The 22,755-nt window shown below is 35.1% G+C and carries 23 protein-coding genes; all 23 read right to left on the reverse strand.

Features of this window, described 5'->3' with window-relative positions; translation table 11 throughout:
* Positions 1–2,704: AAA family ATPase (locus tag ACDQ55_RS20865; RefSeq protein ID WP_420983582.1), on the reverse strand; the 2,704-nt coding region annotated here is incomplete at its 3' end.
* Positions 2,694–3,251, reverse strand: coding sequence for an ABC-three component system middle component 1 (locus ACDQ55_RS20870; protein WP_420983583.1), 558 nt, complete (start codon positions 3,249–3,251; stop codon positions 2,694–2,696). The genes ACDQ55_RS20870 and ACDQ55_RS20865, both read right to left, overlap by 11 nt.
* Positions 3,229–4,509: an ABC-three component system protein gene (locus ACDQ55_RS20875; protein ID WP_420983584.1), complete on the reverse strand. Its 1,281-nt coding sequence runs from the start codon at positions 4,507–4,509 to the stop codon at positions 3,229–3,231. The genes ACDQ55_RS20870 and ACDQ55_RS20875 overlap by 23 nt, the downstream gene beginning before the upstream one ends.
* Complete coding sequence (locus ACDQ55_RS20880) at positions 4,506–5,585, reverse strand: ComEC/Rec2 family competence protein (protein ID WP_420983585.1); 1,080 nt, start codon at positions 5,583–5,585, stop codon at positions 4,506–4,508. Before ACDQ55_RS20880 ends, ACDQ55_RS20875 begins: the two co-directional genes overlap by 4 nt.
* A gap of 190 nt (positions 5,586–5,775) precedes the next feature.
* Positions 5,776–6,009: a helix-turn-helix domain-containing protein gene (locus ACDQ55_RS20885; protein WP_420983586.1), complete on the reverse strand. Its 234-nt coding sequence runs from the start codon at positions 6,007–6,009 to the stop codon at positions 5,776–5,778.
* A 338-nt stretch (positions 6,010–6,347) separates the two neighbouring features.
* On the reverse strand, positions 6,348–6,923 hold the full coding sequence (locus tag ACDQ55_RS20890; RefSeq protein WP_420983587.1) for a hypothetical protein: 576 nt from the start codon (positions 6,921–6,923) through the stop codon (positions 6,348–6,350).
* A gap of 20 nt (positions 6,924–6,943) precedes the next feature.
* A complete protein-coding gene (locus tag ACDQ55_RS20895) occupies positions 6,944–7,966 on the reverse strand; it encodes a relaxase/mobilization nuclease domain-containing protein (protein ID WP_420983588.1) in 1,023 nt (340 codons plus the stop codon).
* Positions 7,963–8,343, reverse strand: a complete 381-nt coding sequence (locus ACDQ55_RS20900; RefSeq protein WP_420983589.1) for a plasmid mobilization protein — start codon at positions 8,341–8,343, stop codon at positions 7,963–7,965. The genes ACDQ55_RS20895 and ACDQ55_RS20900 overlap by 4 nt, the downstream gene beginning before the upstream one ends.
* A gap of 166 nt (positions 8,344–8,509) precedes the next feature.
* The gene (locus ACDQ55_RS20905) at positions 8,510–8,908 is read right to left on the reverse strand and encodes a hypothetical protein (RefSeq protein WP_420983590.1); all 399 of its coding nucleotides are present in this window, start codon (positions 8,906–8,908) and stop codon (positions 8,510–8,512) included.
* Positions 8,909–8,994: 86 nt separating this feature from the next.
* On the reverse strand, positions 8,995–9,930 hold the full coding sequence (locus tag ACDQ55_RS20910) for a CHC2 zinc finger domain-containing protein (protein ID WP_420983591.1): 936 nt from the start codon (positions 9,928–9,930) through the stop codon (positions 8,995–8,997).
* A gap of 18 nt (positions 9,931–9,948) precedes the next feature.
* Positions 9,949–10,263, reverse strand: a complete 315-nt coding sequence (locus tag ACDQ55_RS20915; protein ID WP_420983592.1) for a hypothetical protein — start codon at positions 10,261–10,263, stop codon at positions 9,949–9,951.
* A gap of 110 nt (positions 10,264–10,373) precedes the next feature.
* Positions 10,374–11,414 (reverse strand): hypothetical protein, encoded by a 1,041-nt coding sequence (locus tag ACDQ55_RS20920; RefSeq protein WP_420983593.1) that lies wholly within the window; start codon positions 11,412–11,414, stop codon positions 10,374–10,376.
* 121 nt (positions 11,415–11,535) lie between these two features.
* Positions 11,536–12,549: a hypothetical protein gene (locus ACDQ55_RS20925; RefSeq protein ID WP_420983594.1), complete on the reverse strand. Its 1,014-nt coding sequence runs from the start codon at positions 12,547–12,549 to the stop codon at positions 11,536–11,538.
* A gap of 131 nt (positions 12,550–12,680) precedes the next feature.
* A complete protein-coding gene (locus ACDQ55_RS20930) occupies positions 12,681–13,547 on the reverse strand; it encodes an ABC transporter six-transmembrane domain-containing protein (RefSeq protein ID WP_420983595.1) in 867 nt (288 codons plus the stop codon).
* A 6-nt stretch (positions 13,548–13,553) separates the two neighbouring features.
* Complete coding sequence (locus tag ACDQ55_RS20935) at positions 13,554–14,084, reverse strand: hypothetical protein (protein ID WP_420983596.1); 531 nt, start codon at positions 14,082–14,084, stop codon at positions 13,554–13,556.
* 47 nt (positions 14,085–14,131) lie between these two features.
* The gene (locus tag ACDQ55_RS20940) at positions 14,132–14,977 is read right to left on the reverse strand and encodes a hypothetical protein (protein WP_420983597.1); all 846 of its coding nucleotides are present in this window, start codon (positions 14,975–14,977) and stop codon (positions 14,132–14,134) included.
* Between the two features lie 39 nt (positions 14,978–15,016).
* Entirely contained in the window at positions 15,017–17,425 is a 2,409-nt protein-coding gene (locus ACDQ55_RS20945; protein ID WP_420983598.1) for an outer membrane beta-barrel protein, read from the reverse strand.
* A 28-nt stretch (positions 17,426–17,453) separates the two neighbouring features.
* On the reverse strand, positions 17,454–18,302 hold the full coding sequence (locus tag ACDQ55_RS20950; RefSeq protein WP_420983599.1) for a hypothetical protein: 849 nt from the start codon (positions 18,300–18,302) through the stop codon (positions 17,454–17,456).
* Positions 18,289–19,344: a 2OG-Fe(II) oxygenase gene (locus ACDQ55_RS20955; RefSeq protein ID WP_420983600.1), complete on the reverse strand. Its 1,056-nt coding sequence runs from the start codon at positions 19,342–19,344 to the stop codon at positions 18,289–18,291. Before ACDQ55_RS20955 ends, ACDQ55_RS20950 begins: the two co-directional genes overlap by 14 nt.
* A 10-nt stretch (positions 19,345–19,354) precedes the next feature.
* The gene (locus ACDQ55_RS20960; RefSeq protein ID WP_420983601.1) at positions 19,355–20,554 is read right to left on the reverse strand and encodes a radical SAM protein; all 1,200 of its coding nucleotides are present in this window, start codon (positions 20,552–20,554) and stop codon (positions 19,355–19,357) included.
* Between the two features lie 53 nt (positions 20,555–20,607).
* Positions 20,608–21,789 (reverse strand): radical SAM protein, encoded by a 1,182-nt coding sequence (locus tag ACDQ55_RS20965; RefSeq protein ID WP_420983602.1) that lies wholly within the window; start codon positions 21,787–21,789, stop codon positions 20,608–20,610.
* A gap of 88 nt (positions 21,790–21,877) precedes the next feature.
* A complete protein-coding gene (locus ACDQ55_RS20970; protein ID WP_420983603.1) occupies positions 21,878–22,075 on the reverse strand; it encodes a hypothetical protein in 198 nt (65 codons plus the stop codon).
* A gap of 332 nt (positions 22,076–22,407) precedes the next feature.
* Positions 22,408–22,755 (reverse strand): helix-turn-helix domain-containing protein, encoded by a 348-nt coding sequence (locus ACDQ55_RS20975; protein ID WP_420983604.1) that lies wholly within the window; start codon positions 22,753–22,755, stop codon positions 22,408–22,410.

Genomic DNA, 22,755 nt, shown 5'->3' on the forward strand with positions numbered 1-22,755 from the left:
ATTCTTCATAGAAAAAATTCTCAACTTGATGATGAATATACTCCGAAACTTTTTGACGTTCCTCTGTTAGCTTACTTCTAACTTCTCCTTTCTTAAACTCGATCTGCGCATTAATTGAATTGAGCGACCGCTGTAAAGATTCATAATTTAAAAAACGGAGAAGCAAATCTTTTTGCTCGAATAACAAACGATACTTTTCCATAATCGATGTTACCTTTAACTCAGAAGTCTGCAATTCGGCTTTCTTATTATTTACTAATGAGATAAGCAACTCCTTCTCAATGCCAAATGACTCAATATTCAATGCTAGTGCTATAGAACTTTCAAATGAAAGCAATATCTGTCTCATTTCTGCAATCGACTCGCTGTTGCGAGCAATTTTATCTTCTAATCCAACACCTTCAATTGATAGCAACTTTAACCTTAAATTCTCAATTTCTAATTTTATATCATTTTCTAATTGAATAGCTTCATCTATCTTCTGCTTTATAATACCCATCTCGGATAATAAATAGTTGCTTGCATCCTTAAACTCAACATGTCGAGATTGCAGAAAAGTCAACACCCTATCATAATTAGGTGAAGCTCGTAGCAACTCAATCTTATCCTTAATAGAAATTTCATTCTGCCTTACACCTGTCAATTTCTGATTAACTATATCCAATTCACGTAAAACATCAGCTCTCTCATTTCTCGAAGAGGAAAGTAATAATTCAACTTTAATAATCTCTGATCGCTGTAATTTTTCAAATTCATCAAAGTCTAAATTGGTCAATTCTGATACAATTTTCGACACATTGGCTTGTCTTCCTTCAATTTCAAATATCATTTTTTGGACAGCAGCCTCATTCTCTTGCTTAGCAATTTCCGAAAGTCGCCCATTTTCCAACAACTGTTGTTCCTCTTCTTGTATTGCGCTAATTAGCTCTTTTTTTAATGACTCAGATTCACTTCTTATAATTGCAAGTTCAGATTCAATGTCTGATTTTTTTTTAAGTAAATTCGATTCCAAATCAGAAAGCAAACTATTCTTAGTAATCTTATTGATAAGATCATCAACTGTATTCTGCACTGTTCCACAGGCCGGGCAAGTATTCAGTTGGTTTTGAGATACTATTTTGGAACCCAAAGATATTAGTTGCTTTAGATCAGAATCAAAAATCCGTTGATTACTAATCTCTTTTTCAATATCACTTTTACTTACAACCAGATCTCTTATTTGAATTTGAGATTCAAGAATCTTACTAACATTTATAATAAACGGCTCATCAAATCCTTGAACGGGAAAAGAGTATTTATCTTTTATAATCATTTCCTGGATTTCAAGAAGATAGGTGCTCCTCAACTCATTTTCTCTTATTTCTTTTTCTATTTCCTTATTTTTAATTTCCAGGTTAAGAATAAATCCTTGCAGATCCTTTATATTAGCTTCATTTTCCCGCTTCTCATCTTTCTGCCCTGATAACTTATTTAGTTTACTCAACAATAAAGCTATTTTTTGTTCGCATTCCGCGATGAATCGTCCTAATTCACGATCTCTAAGTACATAATTATCGCTCGTTTTAATATATGTAGCAATCTGATCAGCGCATATTTTTATCTTCTCATGCTCCCTATCCAAATCCGATTGAATACTCAAATAGGCTGGACATAAATCATATAATGCACTTAAATTTGAAAGCTCTTCGTTGAGCCTAAATAGCTCTTCTGAAACATTTACGCTCTGTGCGTCTAATTTATTAAATGAATCCAAAACCTCTTTGTCCCTATTAAGGGAAACTTGCAATAATTCTACACCTGATAAACTATCCTTGGTCTGATAATATTGCTCAATATTAATGGATTGTGATTGTACTGAAACGAATTGGTCAATTACCTCAATTTGTTTATTAATTTTCAAGACTTGGTTCTCCAGTGTTGAAATCCTTTGAATAATCTGACTAGACAAATTAAAAAAATGATTCTCTGTATAATTAGATTCTACAGTATCTATCGCCTCTCCTTCTCTATTTAAATCAGAAATAATATTGTTAGTCTTTGAAATGATTTCAGTATCAATATCTTTATCGAGTTTTGATTTAATCCTCTTCTGCTCTTTCGTCAAATTAGCTATAGCGGTGTCATTTGCTTTTATTATTCCATTAATAATTTTAAAACGTGAATCCAAATTCTTATCTCCAAAAAAAGCTATAAACTTATCATATCTAATAGAGGCATTATCTTCTTTCAAAAAAGCATCAATCCATTCTTGAGATAAAATAACATCATGGAAAAATCCTTTCCCTTGAAATGTATCCTCTTTATTAAACTTAAAGTCAGGTTGGCCATTTCTTGGCTCTTCTAATCTATTTTCTAACGGCTCCTCCGAAATTGTTGTATATAGTTTTACAAAACTTTGAGTAGATGATTCTGAATATTTATTTCGTAAAATAAATTGCTTAAACTTTTCTTTATCCTCAGATATAAAGCTTCTTTCTGCTTTAGCAGATTCAATGTTCTCCGCAGTTCTTTTGAGAAACCGTTGAATATTATTTGTAAACCCCCATTCTACTGCATCATAAAAAGATGTTTTTCCAAAACCATTTGGAGCATAAATTGATATAAAATCAGCGTTCTTATCTTCACTATTTAAAAAATCAAACGTCCCATCCTTGACATTATCATATGCCCTGAAAGCCTGGATTTCAACTTTCTTAAATTTCATAGCTCAGCTTTTTTTCTATTTCATTCAAAATTTCTGCAAATGATTCACCACTCTTATCTTTTTGATATACTTGGTCTTTAATTAAACTCCAAACTACTGAGTCTGAGGTATACTCTAAAGATATAGAATCAGCACCAGGTGTTATACTGATATCGCTATTCGTTATGTACTGTGCCAAAATCTCTCTAATTCGATCATCAGTTAATTGTCTATTACATTTCTCTGCTATTTTTCGGCTTGAAAATTTATTATTCTCAATTTCATATTTCAATTGCTTAGGCACTTCCTCATCTACGAAAAATAAAAGATACAGATTATATTTTTCGAACTCAGTCTTCAAATACTGTGAAAACTTTACTGCAATTACACTATTTATCTTTCTCCAACTCTCATTCAAATCTGGGATACTTGAAAATCTAACTATTATAACAAAGAAATTCCCGACAAAATTCACTTGAAGGATTTTAACCTCTGTGCAGTTATAAGCCTCCACTAATTGTTGTGAAATATCTAGTTCAACCTCTTTATATAATGTTTCGTGTTGCATTTTTTAACTTATCAAGTATTGTGTAATAATTTTCATTCTTAAGTAACATTGGATTGCGTATCAAAAAATCTTGAAACTTGTAAATATGAACAATTGACAAATCTTCAATTGGATTTCTGACAGTGTTGCTTATGTTCATTTCCTTAACTGGGACACTGCAAATATTGCTTACAATTTCTCCCGACAACTCTACAAACGAAGGTTCAGTGTCCCCTTCAACATTGATTATCACTATTCCACCTTTCTCTATGTCAGACAAATCGGATCTTAAAATATCTTCTGTCAACTCTATCCAGTTACTTGCCACACCAAAAAGCAACTTCCTCTTTTTATGCAATTCCTTTAATTGATCAAAAGTAATTTTCTCGTTTTTATATAATTGATTTATAACTAATATCTCTAAAAATGAAATCCAGAGAAGTTTATTATTGATTATTTCCTTTTGCTGTCCACTTATAAGAATGCTATCTCCGTACAAAGTAATTACCTCCTCTGGAGTAAATTCATTACAAAGGTCCGATGCAATCTCCTTTAATACTTTTGTAAGAATATCCTTATTAAAAGCCAAGTTTCTTAGCGGGAATATATTATCAACTAACCATAAAAAGGATTTTAAATATGGTTGTACGAGCGGGGCGAGATTTACTTCATTCTGCTGAATAATCTCATCATAAAAAGATAATGGCATAATGTCAATTCTTCCCAATGATTCTTTATCATCAAAAGCAGACATTCCTTTCTGAATTCCAGCGAGAGAGAAGAAGCCATTATTTATTCTTATAATTCCACCTCCCGAATGCCCAGCTATTTCGGAGTACAATGCTGGCTTATTTAGTTCACATTCAATATAGCCATTGCCTTTGTTATTAAGTATAGATAATTCATTAGCTCGAAAAGTAAAATCTGCTTCCCTTCTTGCTAATGGATGGCCTGTCAAATAGTATTTGTCAGATGCGTTAAACGGAGCATCGGTTCTAACAAGGTGATCCAAACCATCTATCTTTTCTATTTTTATAATCGCAGCATCTTTGTGCTCATCTTGATGCAAATAAGGCGCTTCAATTACTCGAATTGCGGCGCTAGTTGGTAAACTGGTAGATTCATCAATAAAGTGCCTCTGAACTAATATTTCGCTTATGCCTTGCACACAATGCTTTGCCGTTAGAATATATGAGTATTCGTCAGCCATTGGCTGAAACAAGCATCCGCTTCCAGTAGAAACGACCACCGAAAAACCAGACAATTTATTTATACTCATATAATTACGAGGTTATCAGCATCAAGAGGTATTGCTTTGAACTTAGTATAGGTGCGAAAGTCACCATCTGCGAATATTTTAGAAATTATCTCCGGATAGTTAAAATAAATTTCACACTCATTATTAACGTGAATAATCCTAGCTAGACATTGCTTATTGGGTAAATTATGAATCTCTGTATTTGAACTTATTATAAATTTCTTTGAAGAAATTAACTTTAGTAGTTCTGGGGATGTATTACCAGAACTACCATGGTGCGAAACTTTCACAAGATCAACCTTTAACGGATTTCCCTCCGAATAATTAAGCCTTTTTAAACTATCAACAATTGTTTTCGGAAAAGAATCCGCTAAAAACAAAAGATTTTTTCCGGTATATGAAAATAAAAATGCAATCGAACTACCGTTAGGAATTGCATTATCCTCAACGTAATTATCATTTTGAATAAGTTCGGATAACGATTTAGAATAATCATTTTCCTTTGGCGCCGTTAACAGGCTCGGAGTTTCCTTACCCCATTTTTCTAAAAGACGCTTCAAGTGTTCAACAGAAGGTGAAAGCATTTTTATGGTTGCACCAAAAAAAACCATTTCATCCCCCGCTTTTAAAATGCGTCGGTCCCAAATTCTATGCTTCGTAATATAACTTTCAAATGTATTCCCTTGCTTAACACTAGTATCTCTGCTCTGTATTTCTGCAAGCGGAATTAAAAACTTTTCCTGGCCAGTGATTTCAAAGAGCTCAGCTATCGCACTTCCCGAATTAAACCACACCTTATCTATCAAGGAATGTGCATTATCTACTTCAAACCACTTTAGTATTCCACCAATATGGTCATCATCAATGTGCGTTAATATTAATAGATCTATTCTTTGATTTTCTTTCTTAAGATCATCAATAGTCCGTTTTAATTGCCCTGGTATTACCTTTCCTTTCTTATCTTTATAAGAATATGTCCTCCCGGTACCGCCATCTATCAAAACATTTCGGAGGATTCCTTTTGGATCAACAAAAGAAAGTAAGATGCAGTCTCCGTTATTCGCCTGAAGGACTTTTACTGTAATTACTGGTTCCATAAATAACTTTGCAATTGTTAGAGAACATCTCCATATACAAATGTCAGTTAAAATAGAGCCCTTGATTGAATACAAAAGTATTAATACAATACGCATTGAATTTGCGCGCTGTCAATTGCCGCTATGTAACAACATATATATCGGAGATTTATTTTTCAATGGGGATATAGGTCGCTATTTTCTTAGGTGATTACTTTTGGTTATTCTGATCAAACTCACTGAAATCCACCTGTAGTGCCTCTTTTAATTTCAACAGGGTCGTATATGATGGATTGGAGCTACCAGCTTCTAATTTCTGAACATAACTTACCGACAACTCTGCTGCATAAGCAAAATTTCTAATACTTAATTTCCTAGCCTTGCGCAGCTTTTGAAGATTTTTTCCAAACTTTTTTAATATTTGCTCTTCTCGGATATCATCCATAGAGGGAATTTCAGCTAAATCTTAAAATAATTTGTACCTCTATAGATGTACATTGTGAAAATTGTCATATCTTTATAAAAGAAGGACAATCAAATCTTTTCATAAAATACTAAATTGGCGGTTCTACTAGATATAGCATGAATCGTCTCGCAAAAGCCTTGGTCCCCGAAACGACCAAATTCCAGACCAACAAGGCAACGGCGAAGCTCACGTCATAAAGGCGCGTGGGCTCGCGTTGCTTTGGTCTTTAGGCGCTTGGTCGTGCCAGGGGACGGTAACGCTATATTCGGCAATTTGGCAAGACAGCACAGGAAACCTGGTATTTCAGACCATAGCTACTACCGGTTCCTCTCACCCGCTTTTCTCCTCAATTCCCTCGCTGACTGTTCTTGTTCAGTAGCCAGTCGTAGCATTTCCAGTCGATCATTCTTCAATTGCTCCTGTCGTAGTACACTATCCCGCAGGGTGGGAGTCCGATAATAAAGACTGTCGGTAGTGGTTAATAATTGCTGAATAGATCTACTATCCTGTAGCTTTAGGAAGCAGTATTTTGTGTCTGCTTCTTTATACTGATTTAGGTTATCAGCTGTATTATACCACCCCATACTCAGGACTGCAACAACTATTACCAGAACTATCACTATAAAAATAACCTTTGACAAATGATGATGATGTATTAGGCTCTCTGTCCGGGGTGTTTTCATTATCCGGATATTCTGAGATAAGGCAGCAGTTAACGCTACTACTTCTTCTTTAGGTAGCGAATGCTGAATGAAAGTATCATGCATCCTCTTCCAGATCTCGGCAATCTTACCGGAGTTATCAGGAATAGCCTTTACCTTTTCATCCAGCTCCTGCAATAACTTTTCCTGTTTGTCTACTTTGGATGCGAGTGTCTCTATAATCTGATTCATGATTTGTTACTTTTAAAATTTCAATGAGATTGCCTTCTCTTTTTTCTTTTCTGTTTCCGATCATATGCTTCTTGGGTTAATTCATATGGAAGAGTATTGCCAGTCATCTCTGGTTGTAATAACCATTCAATAAGATTTGCTAAATTTTGAATACCGAGGGCCAGGGGAGAATCGCTATTATACTGAGGCCGGTCATTATCGGTATAGTGCATCTTTTTCCCAGCTTTTTTTGGGGAGAGTGATTCAAAATTCCTTTGCGTTTGTTGCTTATTCGCCAGCTCTTTTTTCAGAGATAAAATCCTCTCAATTTTTGAAAGGGAGAAGCCGACATCGCTTCCTTTAATCTTTACTTTCTTTCCATCAATAAAAGAAATACCTCGACCTTTAATAACTGTATAACCCAATGCGCGCATAGCTTTTTCAAAGGCAGGATAATCATTCACCTCCCTTAAAGTTTTCCGGATATGATCCTTCAGCTTTATTTTTCGTTGGTCCTGCCGGGGAATTAATTGCTGGTCTTTTGGTAAAAAAGCCTTGGGACTCAATACTTGTGTCAAATCTAGTTTCTGTTCCTGCTTCCGGCAAAAAGCAGCCATTCGCCTATAGCTATTACTATCACTGGCGGCTTTACCATCAAGCCCTACCCTGTTTACTACAATATGAAAATGTTGCTCATGGGTATCTTTATGAAAAACCATTAGGTACTGATGATCTGCAACATTGAACTCCTTAACCAATGCTTCCCCCAACTCAATCAGCTGATCTTTGGTCAGATGGTCACCTTCAGCCAGTCTGATAGAAAGATGAAATGCTGGCTTTTCTACTCTTTTACTCAGGCGGGCTACATCCCGAAACTGTTCAGCCATCTCATACTTATCTCCGAAACAATTATTAAAAGCAAGTATTTCCGCCCTATCCTTATGCTGAACACCATCCCTTAAAGACATTTCCCTTTTCTGCTTTTCGGACAAATCTTTTTTATCTTCCAATACATAACTGATAAGATGATAAAAAGAACTTCCGGTTACTACTGTGCCGATCACCTGAGATAATTTTTAACCTCCATCGCAATTCCCTTCAGCACCGGCACCAGGTTTTGAAGGTCTACCCGCTCCAGCATTGACAAGTCTTCGTCCTTATTACGCTTTTTGGCTACCTGGTTAATGTTGGCGGCTATATGATTAAGTGTTCCGGATAGCGCCAATACTTCCGCAGGGAATACTTTAACCTGCTGATCAACCTTACCATTTACAGACATCTGCCTGATATACTCTGATATATTAAGGTTTAATTCCTTTGCCTTTGGGGCAATGACCAACTTTTCAAAAGCTGAACATTTGAATGTCAGGATAATATTTTTCCTGACTTCTTTTAATGGACGCCCTCCTTTATTCCCCCGCTGCTTATCATTCTGCGTCATAATTCAGTTCATTTTATTTTTTTGGATCCGCCTATCAGTGGATGAAAAAACCTGGCCCACAAATGCGATAGTATGCGGTGGGTCAGAAGTTTTGGTATTACCAAAACATAGCTGGCTATACCGAACCTCAAGACCCATATGCTCCCGCCCGCATGGTTTTCCTACGCTATAATTTGTCGTCTGATTTGGGAGAAGCTATCTTTTTACCTTCCCCTTCAGGCCCGTTTTTCTTGGGTCCGGGCTTAGTTAATTTGTTCTGAGGCGGCAACTCCATTTCAAAAATCATGGGGTTATCTATCCCGTGTTTATAGATATTCTTTTTCAAGTCCATCCAAAGTTGAATGTTATAATCCGCCAATTCTATTAGTTCATCACGGGTTAACCTAAAGGGATTATGCACAGATGCGGGGGAATTACTTTCCGAAGCCCCATCATTACAGGCAAGTATATTGGGGCGATACCCTTCGCCAAGTTCCAATGATTTCCCGATAGCCATGCTATTTCCAAATAACTTAATCTGCTTACCAGAACTTAATTGCAATGTTTTTCTTTTAAAATCAGCCATAATTTGAGATTTTTAATAATTGAATAATTACTCTTGGGAGGAGTGGATTACAGTGAAAAGAAAAAGGGTCATCACCTTTTCTGATGCTAGCCTGGACGTAACTTTTTGAGGTTATTTTGTGAATGTTTGGTGGTTTGCACAAGATTTGAATGGACGAGAAACTGATTTAAGTCCTTGTAGCTCCCGTATATGTGACTGCAATCCTGGTACTTCCTATCCAGGGCTAATGCCTGATGCGTTTGGTCAATGCCTGCTTTATCTCTATCCAAATACAGATGAATAGCCTGATGCCTCTCCATTAATCCCCGGCTCTTTTTAAAGAAGGATAAAGAATTTAGTACCAGGTAATTGGTTACCGGCAGATTTTTCTCTTGATAGATCATCAGGAAAGATAGAAAACTGAAGAAGCCTTCATATACGGATACTTCAGATGCACCGTTATCAATAAACGTAGTTGCCTTGGGGCTGGAACTCCCTTTGAAATAAGGGTTGCGCAATTCATACCCACCGGCATCATTTTTAAAACCGATGGCGTAATAGTCCTTTCCATAAAGGGAGTAACTAATTTCCCGGCAAAACTGCTGGGAAAGCTGCAAGGGAATACGGCGCACTTCCAAATAATGAAGCAGGGCCGGTGAAGTAATCGGCGCATCCCCTATCACCCGGATCTTTTTTTCTTCACTGGAAAAATCGGGAGCTGGTCCCACTGGTGGAGGCTGAGAGATAACCTGGTGCCGGTGAAAAGAAAGAAAAGATTGCAGCTTCTCCAAAATTTGAGGAATGGTACAATGATGAAACAACATTCCAAAGTCTACAATACTTCCTCCCTGACCAATTCCAAAATCATAAAACAGATTCAGCTTGCGGTTAACTTTAAAGGAGGCGGTATGCTCTTCGCGAAATGGAGATAAATACCAATAATCCTGACCGCGGATCTTCCGGGGCTGGTAGCCCAGGGAGGCCAGGTAATCAACCATGTCGATCCGCTTTGCCTCTGCAATGGGAAAATCATTTGTTGCCATAAAATGTTTTGAGATGGGTTAAGGGGGGTAATCTTCCCGTTCGGGTTTCTGGCTCATGGATCGAATCCGCTTAATGTCTTCCTCCAGTTCAGACAGGTAAAATACCTTCTTACGCTCACCCAGGTCATGGCGGCGGATCAGGGACATTTGTACGAACTTACGGAGTGTGGGGGCTGAAACACCTATAATCTTACAAGCCTGCCGGATGTTGAGAGGTGTTTCTGATAAACCTTTAGATAGGTTATTTTCCTGGAGGCAGGACTTAACGATACTTTCAATAAAGAGTCTTGCTTGCTCTATACTGAAACCAATAAATTGCATTTGCTCACTCATATCTCTTCACTATTGATTCAGGGCAAATATGAATGCAAAAAATACCGGTTTAAGGCAAATACCGGAAAAAACATGCAAAATCCGGACTTTATTTGTAGGATAGTGGTGGTTTATTTTCTTCTATTGGCGGTTAACTCCTTCTTAATCAACTCAATTATAGGGGATATATCTTTCTCCAATTTTTGTCGCTTTGAACGACTAATCTTGCCCATGCTCACCTCTGAAAAACCGGAAAATGGAGTTCCATTTCCCTTGAGTACCTGAACTTTCTTCTCAATTACCTGCCAGGAAACGACAAGTCCCTTTGCTTCCTTCAATGCTTGAAAGATGATTTTTAAAGACTGATTATCGAAGTTATCCTTTTTTATCAGCTCTAATATGGGGCTGTCTTCATTACTAAATATCTTGCGAAAGGTATCAATATCGTAAGGGATATGAAAGTAAGGTTGGAAGGCAGTATATAAAAAATTAATCACTTCTTTGCAAGATGCTGGAGAGAGTTCTTCATTTAACTTCAGATAATTATAACTGCTGGCTTCCCTTTCTCGTTTTTCGGGAATTGGTAATACCAATGGCTTAGAAGGTGGCTTGGCCGATTCTTTATCTGCATCTTTAATTTTCTCGTTTCTAATCTTATCTTGCAGAGCTCGCAAATAGTCAAGTAATATGGCTCTTTGTTCTTTGTCGTTTTCGGCTATCTTTAAAAAGTCTGCATTCTTTTGAAAATTGGATTTCTTCAATAGTGCCCATTTCTGTTTATGATCCGCGTCATCCAAATCATATTGATATGCCTGAGGATATTTCTTAAGCAACTTAATCAGGTATTCAAGTTTAGTATCATCATAATGTAGGTTCTCCATCTTTGTAAATATTTCAATTCGAAGAATTGATTTCTCAAAGTTGAAATATAGATACCTGCTACACCAGTCAAAATGATTTATTAGGCTATCGAAGTTTAAGGGAAACGGACACCTTATAAATGAAATACAATAGTTATTATGCAAAGCGTGATTAGCAAGCTTATCAAAGTCAATAGTTAAACGGGAAGAATTTCTCGTTTGATCATTGTAAGGAATTTCTCGGACGAAAGCATTAGTTTCGGCCACTCTAACCATAAAGGGTACATCTTTGACTTGTTCTAGTGTTGTCATCGCTTACAGGTTGACTAATAAAAAAGCGTCCTACAAAATCATAAATATCAATAATATCAAACAGAAAAATCTTCGTATTAAATAACTTTACATTCATTGCTAATAATACTACTACAATACCTCAATTGTTATTCAACCAGCTTAACCAATCATCAGCGACCTTATCCCAATTAAATATTTTATAATTTATTGACCCATCTCTTTCTAATAAGAAGTAATTATGTTCAGTTCCGAGATATTCCTTAAAGGTAAAATTCCTCTTTTTCTTCCTAATTACTTCAACTCTCAAATAATCATTAAATATAGCTCCTGCATCCCTAGTTCCATATGTAATCAATACAGGAATTTTTACCTTTTCAAGATAATGAATAGGTGGTATGGAGAACTCATAAGTTGTTCTCGGTGTATCGCCTGTATCGGTTTTCATCCCATTCGCATTAGCTACTATGTAGTTCCAATATTCTATGTCCTTTTCTGCAATGGAGGTAGAGTCAACCTCCCTCTCCTTCTGTCTGCTCCGCGCAATAATTGTCATAATACGTCCAAAAGGATTACCGCCTGAGTAAATCAATGCCGTGGCAGAAGGAGTAACTGAGCACAATTTTGCAGCAATCGTGCTTCCCTCGGAATGGCCAGCAATAACTAATTTCGAATGGGAAACCCAACTTTGCTTACGCAAAAAATTAATAACGAACTCATTCCTCTTTACATAATAATCCAATAGATTCCGATTAGAATATTCTACAGGGAATTGCCCCTTAATATCCCTGTAGGTTAGGTCATCTGCTAATGAATCTCTACTTGCTATTAATGGTACAAAGGGCTTGCTGATTATAACCAGATGATATTTCGAACATAAAATATCGGGGTTAAACGGGAAAACACTATAAATACTTTCACGCCCTTTATCATTATACGTAATTATTAAAGGGATTGGCAAACTGCCTTGACAAAAAAGAAATAATGGCTTCTTTATTTGCTCCTCCCCCTTTTTAGACTTTATTAGCACCTCAACAATTTCCCCTTTATAGAATAATCTAAAATGCCTAAAACCGTAATATTCTGGTCCTTTCTCCTGCCCCAGTAATGAATATTGGGAAATGATAAATATTAGTAAAATGACAATTTTTCTCATGAAGCGAAAGGTATTTTGCCTATTCTAACCCATCTTATAAATACCTCAATTTCCGAAAAATAACAATCGACTATAACTTATTGGTTAAATAAGTTAAAATACTCGTAGAATATATCTTAATTTAATAATACCTAAATTTTAATATCCTCACAGGAAGCCTTTATGCGATTCTGAATATCTTTTATATTAGCAATTTGACTATTTAGACCTGGGATGCTATCCAAACCAACAATGAACTTAATTATATATTGAAAAACAGCCAGAATTGTTCCAGCGCCTGCAGTCATATGCGCCTGACAATAATAAATAAGAGATGAAATAATTAAGGTGAGCACAAAAAATTCCATTATTGTAAAATTTATCGCTCCTAAATCTGAAATCTTGATATCCAACCTGGCCAGTTTTTTATAATGTCTCTTTATAGCTTCAGCGGGCTGTTGTGTAATTACATTTACCTGCTTCTCCAATTCGGAGTTTTTAAGCTTATAATAACGATTATACTTATTATTAAAATAATAATTCAATACGGCACAAGGAACAACCAATAGCAAACAAAATAGTACTAGTTTAATATCATAGAATGACAAAACAATAAGCGATCCAATAACAGAATAAGCACAATTAAAAAGTGTCGTTATATCATGCTCGAAGAAATTTATCAAATCCTTGGTTAATGAAGATTGAGCTATTATTGTTGAATCAGCTACTTTATTAATCTTCTGATGATTAATAACCAACACCGCTATATCATTATAAATTCGGGTAAAAGTTCTGGTATCGTACAAACGCCTGGCTCTGGAAACAAAAAGATGGGTTAAATGTTGACCAATTAAAATATAAATGCCATTATAACTTCCTTTAAGCAAGGAATCAATTGCCACCCCCAATGCAAAAGGTGCAAGAAGAAACAAGGTAAACTCAACTGTAAATAGAAGATAGGTAAATACTATCTTCTTTCTATACCGGGAATAAATATTACTTAATCCAAAAGAAGACATAGCCTTTTAGTTATCATCTTCATGAATTGAGAAAGGACCATTCTGATCTACATAATGTAAGAAAACTTGAGAACTCGTACCAAAAGTATTTTTCTCACGCCAATGCTCATGTTCGCGCCCTTTAAACATAATTGCGTCCCCTGGCTCAAGCAAAACAGACACAGGTAAATTACTCTTATTATTAATCCATAGCGGCCATGGATTACCTTCATATCCAAGAGAAATAGATAATGTTATCTCACAGGCATCCCTATCAAGATGTGGCTTTAGTTCAGCACCCATAGGATATTTGCGAGCAAAACTATACGTTTTATAAACCTTGTGCCCTACTTGCTCCTCTATAAAAGGAACAAGAAATTCGAGTAATTTTTCAAATACCCTATCTTTATAAAGGTATTTAGATCCAACCACTTGTTCATCAGGAGCTAAGACTCCCTTTTCATCAACTTTATCTAAATATGAAGAAAAATCAACCGGGTTAATTAAATGTCTAATAATTTTATATCCATTACTATGAAACTCATTTTCAATATTCATCGTACAATATTTATTTATTTTTAAAATAAGTTCCTAGCGTCTTCGAACTAAGGAATCAGATCATTCATATGGCCTTGAAAAACCATTGTAATATCACAGTGATGTGTGCCTTCTGTGCTTCCATCGTGAATGATATTATCAGCAGGCATCAAATAAAAATCGAAAGGTCTTTGTCTTAATTTCACAACCGGATAATCAGGATAATATTGAAAAAACTTTGCAACTAAATCATCTACACTATACCTCAACTCTTTTACCATCTCATATTCTGCTATCATTTCCCTTATATGCTGAATTGATTTATTAATAAACAAAATATACCTAGTTTCCTTTCCAAGATTAATGCATAATCTCATTATATCTGGTTTATTGTCAGGAATGCCTTCAGTATATGCACTATCAACATGCAGTCCTAAAAGCTTCTTATTATTATCATATGCTGTAGTTTCCAAATTAGGTGGCGAAAAGTAAATGCCTCTATATTTAAAAGCTCCATTGTCTTTAAGAAAAAAATTAACAACATTTCTTATGTATGCGCTAATTTTACTAAACTCTTCACTCCGTTGGGAAATCAAAGTAGTTAGACTTTGTAAATTTGCTAGATCACCTATTCCCATTATAGAAAGCTCATCAATAAGGGCTTCTGGCAGCCTACATATATAGACACTAGAATTACCATCGAATTGCATAGGAGCATCAAAAAGAATATCCAACTCTTCTGAACTTGGACCTCGCCACGGTTTCCGAGGTTTAAAGAATGATGTCAAATACTCAAAATCTTCTGACCTGGGTGATTCATTCACAATCAGTTCAACTCCATTACTTAAAAAAATTAATCCTTCAATATCAATTGAGCTCCCCTCTTCAATTACCTTAATCCCAGATGTAATCATACAATGTACTTCTTTAAATATCCGACAAAGTAGCAACTATCATTTGCCATTATTTACCCTATCAAGATCTGATCTATCAGTAGGTGAATTGATTTCTACATCCTTATTCTTATTATCCTTCCTATTAAAGGAATATCGAACTGATAAAACAACCGACCTTGTATCTGTCTTGTAAACAAATCCATTGTGCTGATTCAAATAATTAACATCAATCTTATTGAAGTTACTATAGAAAATATCATTCATATTTAAGGAAATAGAAACGTTTTTAATCTTCTTTCTTACCCCAATTGAAAGATCATACATCTTATCATTATTATAAATTCCCTGAATTGTAGGAGTCAAATAATAGAAGTGAACTTCGCTCACCCATGACTTGTCTTTAGAAAGAGTGAATGTATTATCTAAACTGTAATAACAGATAAATTTATGAAATGAGTATTCATTATTAAGATAATCCGAACTTTCTGTTTTATAAGACAATCGTATATAGTTAGACATCTGCCAATTCCGCATTGGCTCTATATCAAAATACAGGCTAGTACCCAAACTACTGCCTTTTCCGATATTCTGTTGCATATCCTTAAACACCTTGGTCTGATCATTCTGTTCAGTTATATTAGTGAACCTGTTGCGTGCTTGATTATAAAATATAGAAAATGTATACCGATTATTCAATATATAATCCAACTGAGTTGAGTACTCCAAAGCTGGCTTCAAATAAGGATTCCCAGAAGTAACATAGTAAGGGGTGGCATAATACGTGAACGGATTTAACTTATCATATCCTGGTCGACTAATTCTTCTATTAGAAGAAAGAATCAGTAAATTGTTTTTATCTATTTCGTATTGAAAGTATGCAGTAGGAAACAGCTTCAAATAGTTCTGGGTATTTAAACTATCCTCTTTGGTTGAAATGCTATGAATCTCTAAATCCGTATACTCTGCCCTTACTCCTATTTTAACTGTAATCATCTTCCACTGCCTAGTAGCAGAAGCATACATCGCAAAATTATTTTCTTTGTAAAGAAAATTGTTAACCTGTGACGTATCTGTACTCTCAAATGAAAAATCTGTATTAGTTTTAATAAATGAGCCCTTTATCCCTGCATCCAGCTGTATTTTTTTAAAACTTTTATTTAAGTCAACCTGTCCTGTAAAAATAGTAATATCCTGAGGTGAGTTACTATTGTTCTGATATTCAGTAATATTTGCTTGATTCTTATTTAAAGTATTGCTTTGTAATGTTTGTATGGGCAAATTGTGATAAATCAATTGAGCTGCAGAAAATTGAATTGCTCCTCCAATTGTGTCCAATGCTTTTTTATAGTACTCATTCAGTGAAATATTTCTCGCATTGTATGAGTAGTCGTTAATGGTCTTAATCGTAGAATCAATAGTACCATTATTTTCTATGCCCGTAAATATATGTGCATTGCTTGTGCTCTTAATATGTAGTAGATTACCTTGAAAACCTATTGTATTTCCTGGACTAGGTGTATACTTAAATCCAATACTTGCATTGTATTGATCTCTTTTTTCAAAAGATGTATTATCTATATCCCAATAAGAATTCAGAGATGGAAGCAGATAATCAACATATTGCTGATCTATCCTTAAATACTTACCTACACCTCCACTTAGATTAGCATAATATTCTATCTTCTTGGCTTTACCGTTTAAGTTAATAGACGTATTGATTTTGGGATAAGAACTTTGCTCATAATTAATACTTGCGTCACCATATAGTCCATCACTTTTCGTTTTCTTTGTAATAATATTTATTACAGCTCCTCCATTTGCATCGTAGTTAGCAGGAGGAATTTCAAATATTTCAATCTTATCCAATTTTGAAGCACTATAAGATTGTAAGAAACTAGCTAAATCACTTCCTCCCAATTGTATTAGTACATTATCTATATATATGATGGCAGCTTTTTCTCCGACCTGAACATTCCCGTTCTGTTGAGTCCGAACATTTGGGGCCACCTTTAATGCATCCCATAAATTTGTACTGCTCCCCAAAATGCTGTTCTTTGCATTAAATACAACTCGGTCAATTTTCCGTTCTATTATTGGAGGCCTACCAGTTACCTCCACATTTTTCAACTGAGTAATACATGGTTTCAGAATTATACTTTCTATTTTTATTTGAGGAGAATTAATATTTAAAGTATCTATTTGTGAGCAACCAGATTGAAAAGTTTTCAACAGATAAATTCCGTAGGCTATGCCCTTAAAATAGAAATAACCGTCAACATTAGTTTGTACTAACTTTTGATCGAGTGTATCACTAACTTTTGAAAGGATTAAATTACAATATGGGACAGCTTCCTGTTTATCCGTTACAATTCGCCCGCCCACATCTGAGATACCTTGTGCACAAGTAAATAAAGGAACAAATGAAAGTAATATTATAAATAAGCCAATAGATCTAATAAACTTCATAATTTTAAAAAACGTCTATCCACAATAATTATATACCATTATTAATCCCAAATGCTCCTATCAATACCAGAGATACATCAGTCCTTGACTTTCCCTCTGTACATCCGTCATGAATAATATGTTCTGTTGGAGCAATGTATGCCTCAAATGGCTTCTGAACTAATTTAATAACTTGGCACCTAGGATTATGATGCAGATAATCATAAACTAGTTGCATTTCCTTATATGATCTGATATTTATTTCCTTCCTAACTTGAAGCTCCGTTAAAATATCGCTTGCGGTCTTATTAACAAACAGAAAATATCTATCTTCATAACCGATATTGATACAGATACGATTAGGTGCCTTATGCAATTCATTAACCTTCATTGCATCACCGTTATCAATATGAAGCCCAATATATTCATTATCAGTAGTCCCAATGGTTTCCAGGCCTGGTTTCACATAAAATAGCCCATGTATGTGCGGTTTCAGCGTATTCCCTAAAGTATTGGCAAGCGCAAAATCATTTAGCTCCGAATTCAATCGATCAAACAGGCTTTTATAAGATTGAATCTTCTGCTTGGCTTCTCCGATGCTATTTAATCGCCCCAAATCAATATCGCGCAAGGATTCCTCTAACCTAGTTGGGATTTTTAGCAGAGCTAAATTACATTTAAAATCAATATCTCTACGTGAAGTTAAAATATTCTGTTCTTCTTCATTTTCGGCCTTTCTCCATTCTCCTTTTGGCTTAAATGCAAATTCATTATATTTTCTATCATTATAACAATCTAGCTTTTCATCAGCAGCCTCTATTCCCTCACTAATCCAAAGTCTGTTGCTGGGGTCAATTTCGCCGTCTATAAATACTTTTACATTTTCAATGGCTCTCATATTCATGAACATTTTTTAGTCTTGTCCAAATAGTACAGATATACTTGAAACCTTCTTTTACTGGAAGTCCGGCATGTAGAGATAATGGATTACATAAAATGCCATTGCCATAAAGGTTATCGAAAATGACCGCTCTTCCCTTTTGTGGAGTGACCTTCATTCTCAACTCAGGAAAATAGGTTTCCCCAGCTATAAAATCATCGTTTAGATAAATGATAATCGTGTATTTCCTCGGATTCTTGAACTCCGACCCCGTATCAAAATGAGGTGAGAAAAATGTACCAGGCAAATATTTCACACATTGCGCCGGCTCTATGTTGTCATCAGGTATTTGTAAAAGATCACAAATTCGATCGTATATATCTGTAAGACAATACAAGTCCGTAATATTATTAAGATTACTTGAGTGACTAGTTCTATGATGTGATATCTCAATTGAAACCTCTTCCTCCGTATCAGTTTGGGTAACTCTACTTCGTTGAAAAAGTTGGTTTTGGTTGCAATAATTGACAATCTCATCACATATTTCCGGCGAAACAAAATTATCTATAATTCGAATATCATTCGAAAAGCTTTCAATTTCTTCCATTTCTTCCATTTCAATCTCAAGCTCCTCTAATGCTCCAGAAGGATCTCCTAACAAAACGATCTTCGCCCACTTCCTACTGAATTCGAATATTGATTCTTTTATCAGCGCAGAATACTCATTATGGTAAGCTACAAACTCTTCTGTCACTTCTTCAATGCAAATATATTCGGGTTTATCATTCTCAGTAATCCAACTAATAACAGGATTTTTAATCTTAGAAAGTAATCCGATCTCATTAACCTTATACTGTGTCGTACTAATATTGAGTTTATTCAAAACTCCTTTAATTTCTTGTATACCGAAATGGTTTGCGGGCATCAACTCCAAAAAATATTTTCGTATTGTCGCTTTGGTAACTTTAATATCGAACAATGACAAATAATTGATGGTAGCAAAATAGGCGCTATCAACATATAAAGTTGAACTATTAGATTTACCTGAGTAACTATCCATAATCTAAATATTAAATACTATGTAATTCATTTAGCTCTCTGGCCTCTTGGTACGAAATCTTCTTAATTAATTTATGAACAGGAGAATCTTCCGGAAAAATATCTATTAGAGAATTTTGTAAATACGTGATTAACTTCATAAGATCGTTACAAAAAATGGACGGATTATTAAACCCATTACTTTCGCTATACCGGGAAGAGAGAGATCCTCCACCGCAAACCTCCTTTACCGGACACTGCAAGCACTTTAAAGGTAAATTACCACTATGACTATTCAGATACGATTTAATTAAATCATTTTCCAGCGCCTCTTCTATTTCATTGTTGACAATGTTCAGCCCTTGTTTAGTGAATGCATTACCGCATATCTTCAAACTTCCAGATGGCTCTATTCCTCCATCTGTTTCTATTATCAGTAAATCACAGTTCTTTTCACCAAGCATATCACTAGTAGAATCTTTTACGCCCAACAGCAGTGACATAATTTGACTCAAAATATTGATAGAGGGTCTAGAATCAGTATCTTTTTTCCACAAATCATATAATTGAATCAACCAATCAGCATACGCCGTATAATCCCCTAAATGGTAATTCTTAATGCCTAATGGAGGTTTATCATAATTCGCATACTCAATTTGAATACTTACGCGACTGGCCGATAATGATTTAATGAGGTTATAAAATTCGGTTGGGTTTGACTGAACATCTATTACTGCTATTAAATTTATAGGATTATACTTTTTTAAATTCTCCAAACCATGCAGGACATCTTTAAAAGAGCCTTTGCCTGAATGATAACGCCGATTTTTATCATGCACATCTTCCGGACCATCAATGCTGATACCCGCATAGATACCATAATCACGAAAAAAACAACTCCAATCTTCATCTATGAGAGTACCATTTGTTTGGATTGAAATCGAGTAAGTAATATCCTTACCAAGGATTAGGTCTGCCGATCTAATAAAATTCTTATAAAATTCCTTCCCAGCAAGCATTGGTTCTCCACCGTGAAAAACAAAGTCAAACTCAGAGAGCGCGTGCTCAAAGCAGTAGGCTCTGACTTTCGATAAAATACAGGTTACTACCTCATCACTCATAACTTTTGGCTGATTGATATAAGTAGTATCTCCTACATTATACATATAACAATAGCTGCAATTTAAATTGCATCTGCTTGCTATCTTTAAAACCATCTGAGATAATGCCATTCTTATAATTTTGAAAAATCACCCATAAATTTCTTTCACACTTGTAGTTGAAATTATCTATTAACTACATCTTCATATGTCAAAAGATCAATACCACTCTCCACTCTGACCTTGTAAGGTAATATCCGAACAATATCATTTTGGATAAAAGTTATTAGTTTCATCAAATCCTTACAATAAATTGAAGGGTTTTGAAAATCGTTTTCTCTGCTATATCTATGTGCAAGCATTCCCCCTCCGCAGACCTGATTAATATCGCAATTCTGGCATTTACTACACAAGGCTGTATGACTCTTATAATACAAAGACGCTAATTCCGTCTTAAAAGCTTCATCAAGCAGATTCTTATTCACATTCAACCCGACCTTTGTAAAAGAATCCCCACAAATCTTTAGTGTATCCGCAGGTTCGATACTTCCATCCGATTCTATCACCAATACGTCATTATCTCTCGTACCCAAAGATTCACTTCCTTTCTCCTTGTAACCTAAAATCAGCCTAATTATTTGATTAAATATATTTATATACGGTCGCGAGTCTTTATTATCATCCCTCCAGAGTTGGTATAATTCAATAAGCCAATTACCATAGATAGTTTCACCATCGTCTAAATAATGAATATTATTAAATGGAGGCTTGTCATAATTAGATTCCGGAAACAACACCTCAAAACTTGATGGTCTTTCTTTTTTTAGTAACGAATACAAATCAGAAGGTTTAACCTCCGGATTCATTACTGATAAAACACCCACTTGATTGTGCTTTAACAGCTTTCTGAGTCCGACAATTATCTTATCAAAAGATCCATTTCCTGCATGATCAATTCGATACTTATCATTAGCTTCTTTGGGACCATCAAGACTTACTCCAATTGAAATTTCATTCTTACTAAAGAATAAGCTCCATTCCTCATCTGCTAGAACAGCATTTGTTTGAAGGGAAAAATAAGGGGTAGTATCAGGTAATAATAATTTCTTTGCTTTAATTATAAAATTCTCAAAAAATTTCCGATCAGATAATAAAGGTTCCCCACCATGAAAAACAAAATCAAAGTATTTGAGCTTATGTAAATCAGAATGCTGCTTAACTTTCTCTAACAACGCATCAACAGTATCATCACTCATAAATTTAGGTTGCCCTTTAAAAGAGAGGTCTCCCATATTGTACATATAACAGTAGGTACAATTAAGATTACACCTACTAGCTACTTTAATTACCAACTGCCGAACCACCATATCAGAAAAAAATTAAAACTTCCTACAAAATTCTGCCATATTAAAAAGAGCAATTGGGTGATTTGGAATATCACCCAATTGTTTAGCCTTATTCAGCCGTTCTTCTAGGAGTTGGAACATTCTTTACAAACGTTCCTTCTGGGAAAGGTCTAGTAGATGCAGCGGATAAGGATTCATCCATGATTGTCTTAAAAAGATCTAAGTCATTGTCTTTTAATGACTGAGCAGCGTCTGACAAAAGAGCTTTGCTTTCAGCATCAAATGTGAATTTTGGTTTTTTTTCCATTTTTCATTTTATTTAGTGAGAAAATTTATTATATAATAGGAGTCCTATTCGCTCCGTGGAAATTGGACGCGATAGTGGATTAAAAACATCAATCAAATGAATACTTGTTTAATAAGTATCTAGTGGTTAGGGACTGGTCATAGAAAATGTCAAAATCTAATAGGAAAAATTTGGGTTATAAATCGGGTTACAATCGGGTCTACTACATTAGGACTAGTAATTATTTTTACTTGTGATAAATGTATAAGAATTCAAAACTAATAATTTATAGTAATCTTAAAAAGAAAATTTCATCTAGACAAGTATATTAAATACTTTATTATTACGCTAGATTATCCTCTCAAAGTATGTGTTTGTAAATACCGATTAACATAATCATCTACAGAAAGAGTACCATTATCACCCTGCCGTTTCACCCACTCCAATATCTCCGACTTCTTAAACTTATACAGCTTCCCCATCTTAAAAAAAGGAATCTCCCTTTTGGTGCACTTACCATAAATAACATTTACATCCAGCCGCAGCAGATCCGCCACCTCCTTAGCCGACATAATATTCTCGTGGGCATGCGATTGAAAAGCCCCCTTAGATAAGTCCAGCAATTCAGACAGCATACTTTTGATCTGCTGGATGTCGCTTTCCATCCGATCCAATCTCTGCTCAATAGGCGATAAACTCAT

The sequence above is a fragment of the Chitinophaga sp. 30R24 genome (assembly GCF_049056765.1).
Taxonomy (GTDB): domain Bacteria; phylum Bacteroidota; class Bacteroidia; order Chitinophagales; family Chitinophagaceae; genus Chitinophaga.

What these genes read in the sequence shown, in the direction of transcription:
- ACDQ55_RS20870 (WP_420983583.1), bottom strand. Translation starts at nt 3,251, where the DNA reads ATGCAACACGAAACATTATATAAAGAGGTTGAACTAGATATTTCACAA.
- ACDQ55_RS20875 (WP_420983584.1), bottom strand. Translation starts at nt 4,509, where the DNA reads ATGAGTATAAATAAATTGTCTGGTTTTTCGGTGGTCGTTTCTACTGGA.
- ACDQ55_RS20880 (WP_420983585.1), bottom strand. Translation starts at nt 5,585, where the DNA reads ATGGAACCAGTAATTACAGTAAAAGTCCTTCAGGCGAATAACGGAGAC.
- ACDQ55_RS20885 (WP_420983586.1), bottom strand. Translation starts at nt 6,009, where the DNA reads ATGGATGATATCCGAGAAGAGCAAATATTAAAAAAGTTTGGAAAAAAT.
- ACDQ55_RS20890 (WP_420983587.1), bottom strand. Translation starts at nt 6,923, where the DNA reads ATGAATCAGATTATAGAGACACTCGCATCCAAAGTAGACAAACAGGAA.
- ACDQ55_RS20900 (WP_420983589.1), bottom strand. Translation starts at nt 8,343, where the DNA reads ATGACGCAGAATGATAAGCAGCGGGGGAATAAAGGAGGGCGTCCATTA.
- ACDQ55_RS20905 (WP_420983590.1), bottom strand. Translation starts at nt 8,908, where the DNA reads ATGGCTGATTTTAAAAGAAAAACATTGCAATTAAGTTCTGGTAAGCAG.
- ACDQ55_RS20910 (WP_420983591.1), bottom strand. Translation starts at nt 9,930, where the DNA reads ATGGCAACAAATGATTTTCCCATTGCAGAGGCAAAGCGGATCGACATG.
- ACDQ55_RS20915 (WP_420983592.1), bottom strand. Translation starts at nt 10,263, where the DNA reads ATGAGTGAGCAAATGCAATTTATTGGTTTCAGTATAGAGCAAGCAAGA.
- ACDQ55_RS20920 (WP_420983593.1), bottom strand. Translation starts at nt 11,414, where the DNA reads ATGACAACACTAGAACAAGTCAAAGATGTACCCTTTATGGTTAGAGTG.
- ACDQ55_RS20925 (WP_420983594.1), bottom strand. Translation starts at nt 12,549, where the DNA reads ATGAGAAAAATTGTCATTTTACTAATATTTATCATTTCCCAATATTCA.
- ACDQ55_RS20930 (WP_420983595.1), bottom strand. Translation starts at nt 13,547, where the DNA reads ATGTCTTCTTTTGGATTAAGTAATATTTATTCCCGGTATAGAAAGAAG.
- ACDQ55_RS20935 (WP_420983596.1), bottom strand. Translation starts at nt 14,084, where the DNA reads ATGAATATTGAAAATGAGTTTCATAGTAATGGATATAAAATTATTAGA.
- ACDQ55_RS20940 (WP_420983597.1), bottom strand. Translation starts at nt 14,977, where the DNA reads ATGATTACATCTGGGATTAAGGTAATTGAAGAGGGGAGCTCAATTGAT.
- ACDQ55_RS20945 (WP_420983598.1), bottom strand. Translation starts at nt 17,425, where the DNA reads ATGAAGTTTATTAGATCTATTGGCTTATTTATAATATTACTTTCATTT.
- ACDQ55_RS20950 (WP_420983599.1), bottom strand. Translation starts at nt 18,302, where the DNA reads ATGAGAGCCATTGAAAATGTAAAAGTATTTATAGACGGCGAAATTGAC.
- ACDQ55_RS20955 (WP_420983600.1), bottom strand. Translation starts at nt 19,344, where the DNA reads ATGGATAGTTACTCAGGTAAATCTAATAGTTCAACTTTATATGTTGAT.
- ACDQ55_RS20960 (WP_420983601.1), bottom strand. Translation starts at nt 20,554, where the DNA reads ATGGCATTATCTCAGATGGTTTTAAAGATAGCAAGCAGATGCAATTTA.
- ACDQ55_RS20965 (WP_420983602.1), bottom strand. Translation starts at nt 21,789, where the DNA reads ATGGTGGTTCGGCAGTTGGTAATTAAAGTAGCTAGTAGGTGTAATCTT.
- ACDQ55_RS20970 (WP_420983603.1), bottom strand. Translation starts at nt 22,075, where the DNA reads ATGGAAAAAAAACCAAAATTCACATTTGATGCTGAAAGCAAAGCTCTT.
- ACDQ55_RS20975 (WP_420983604.1), bottom strand. Translation starts at nt 22,755, where the DNA reads ATGAGTTTATCGCCTATTGAGCAGAGATTGGATCGGATGGAAAGCGAC.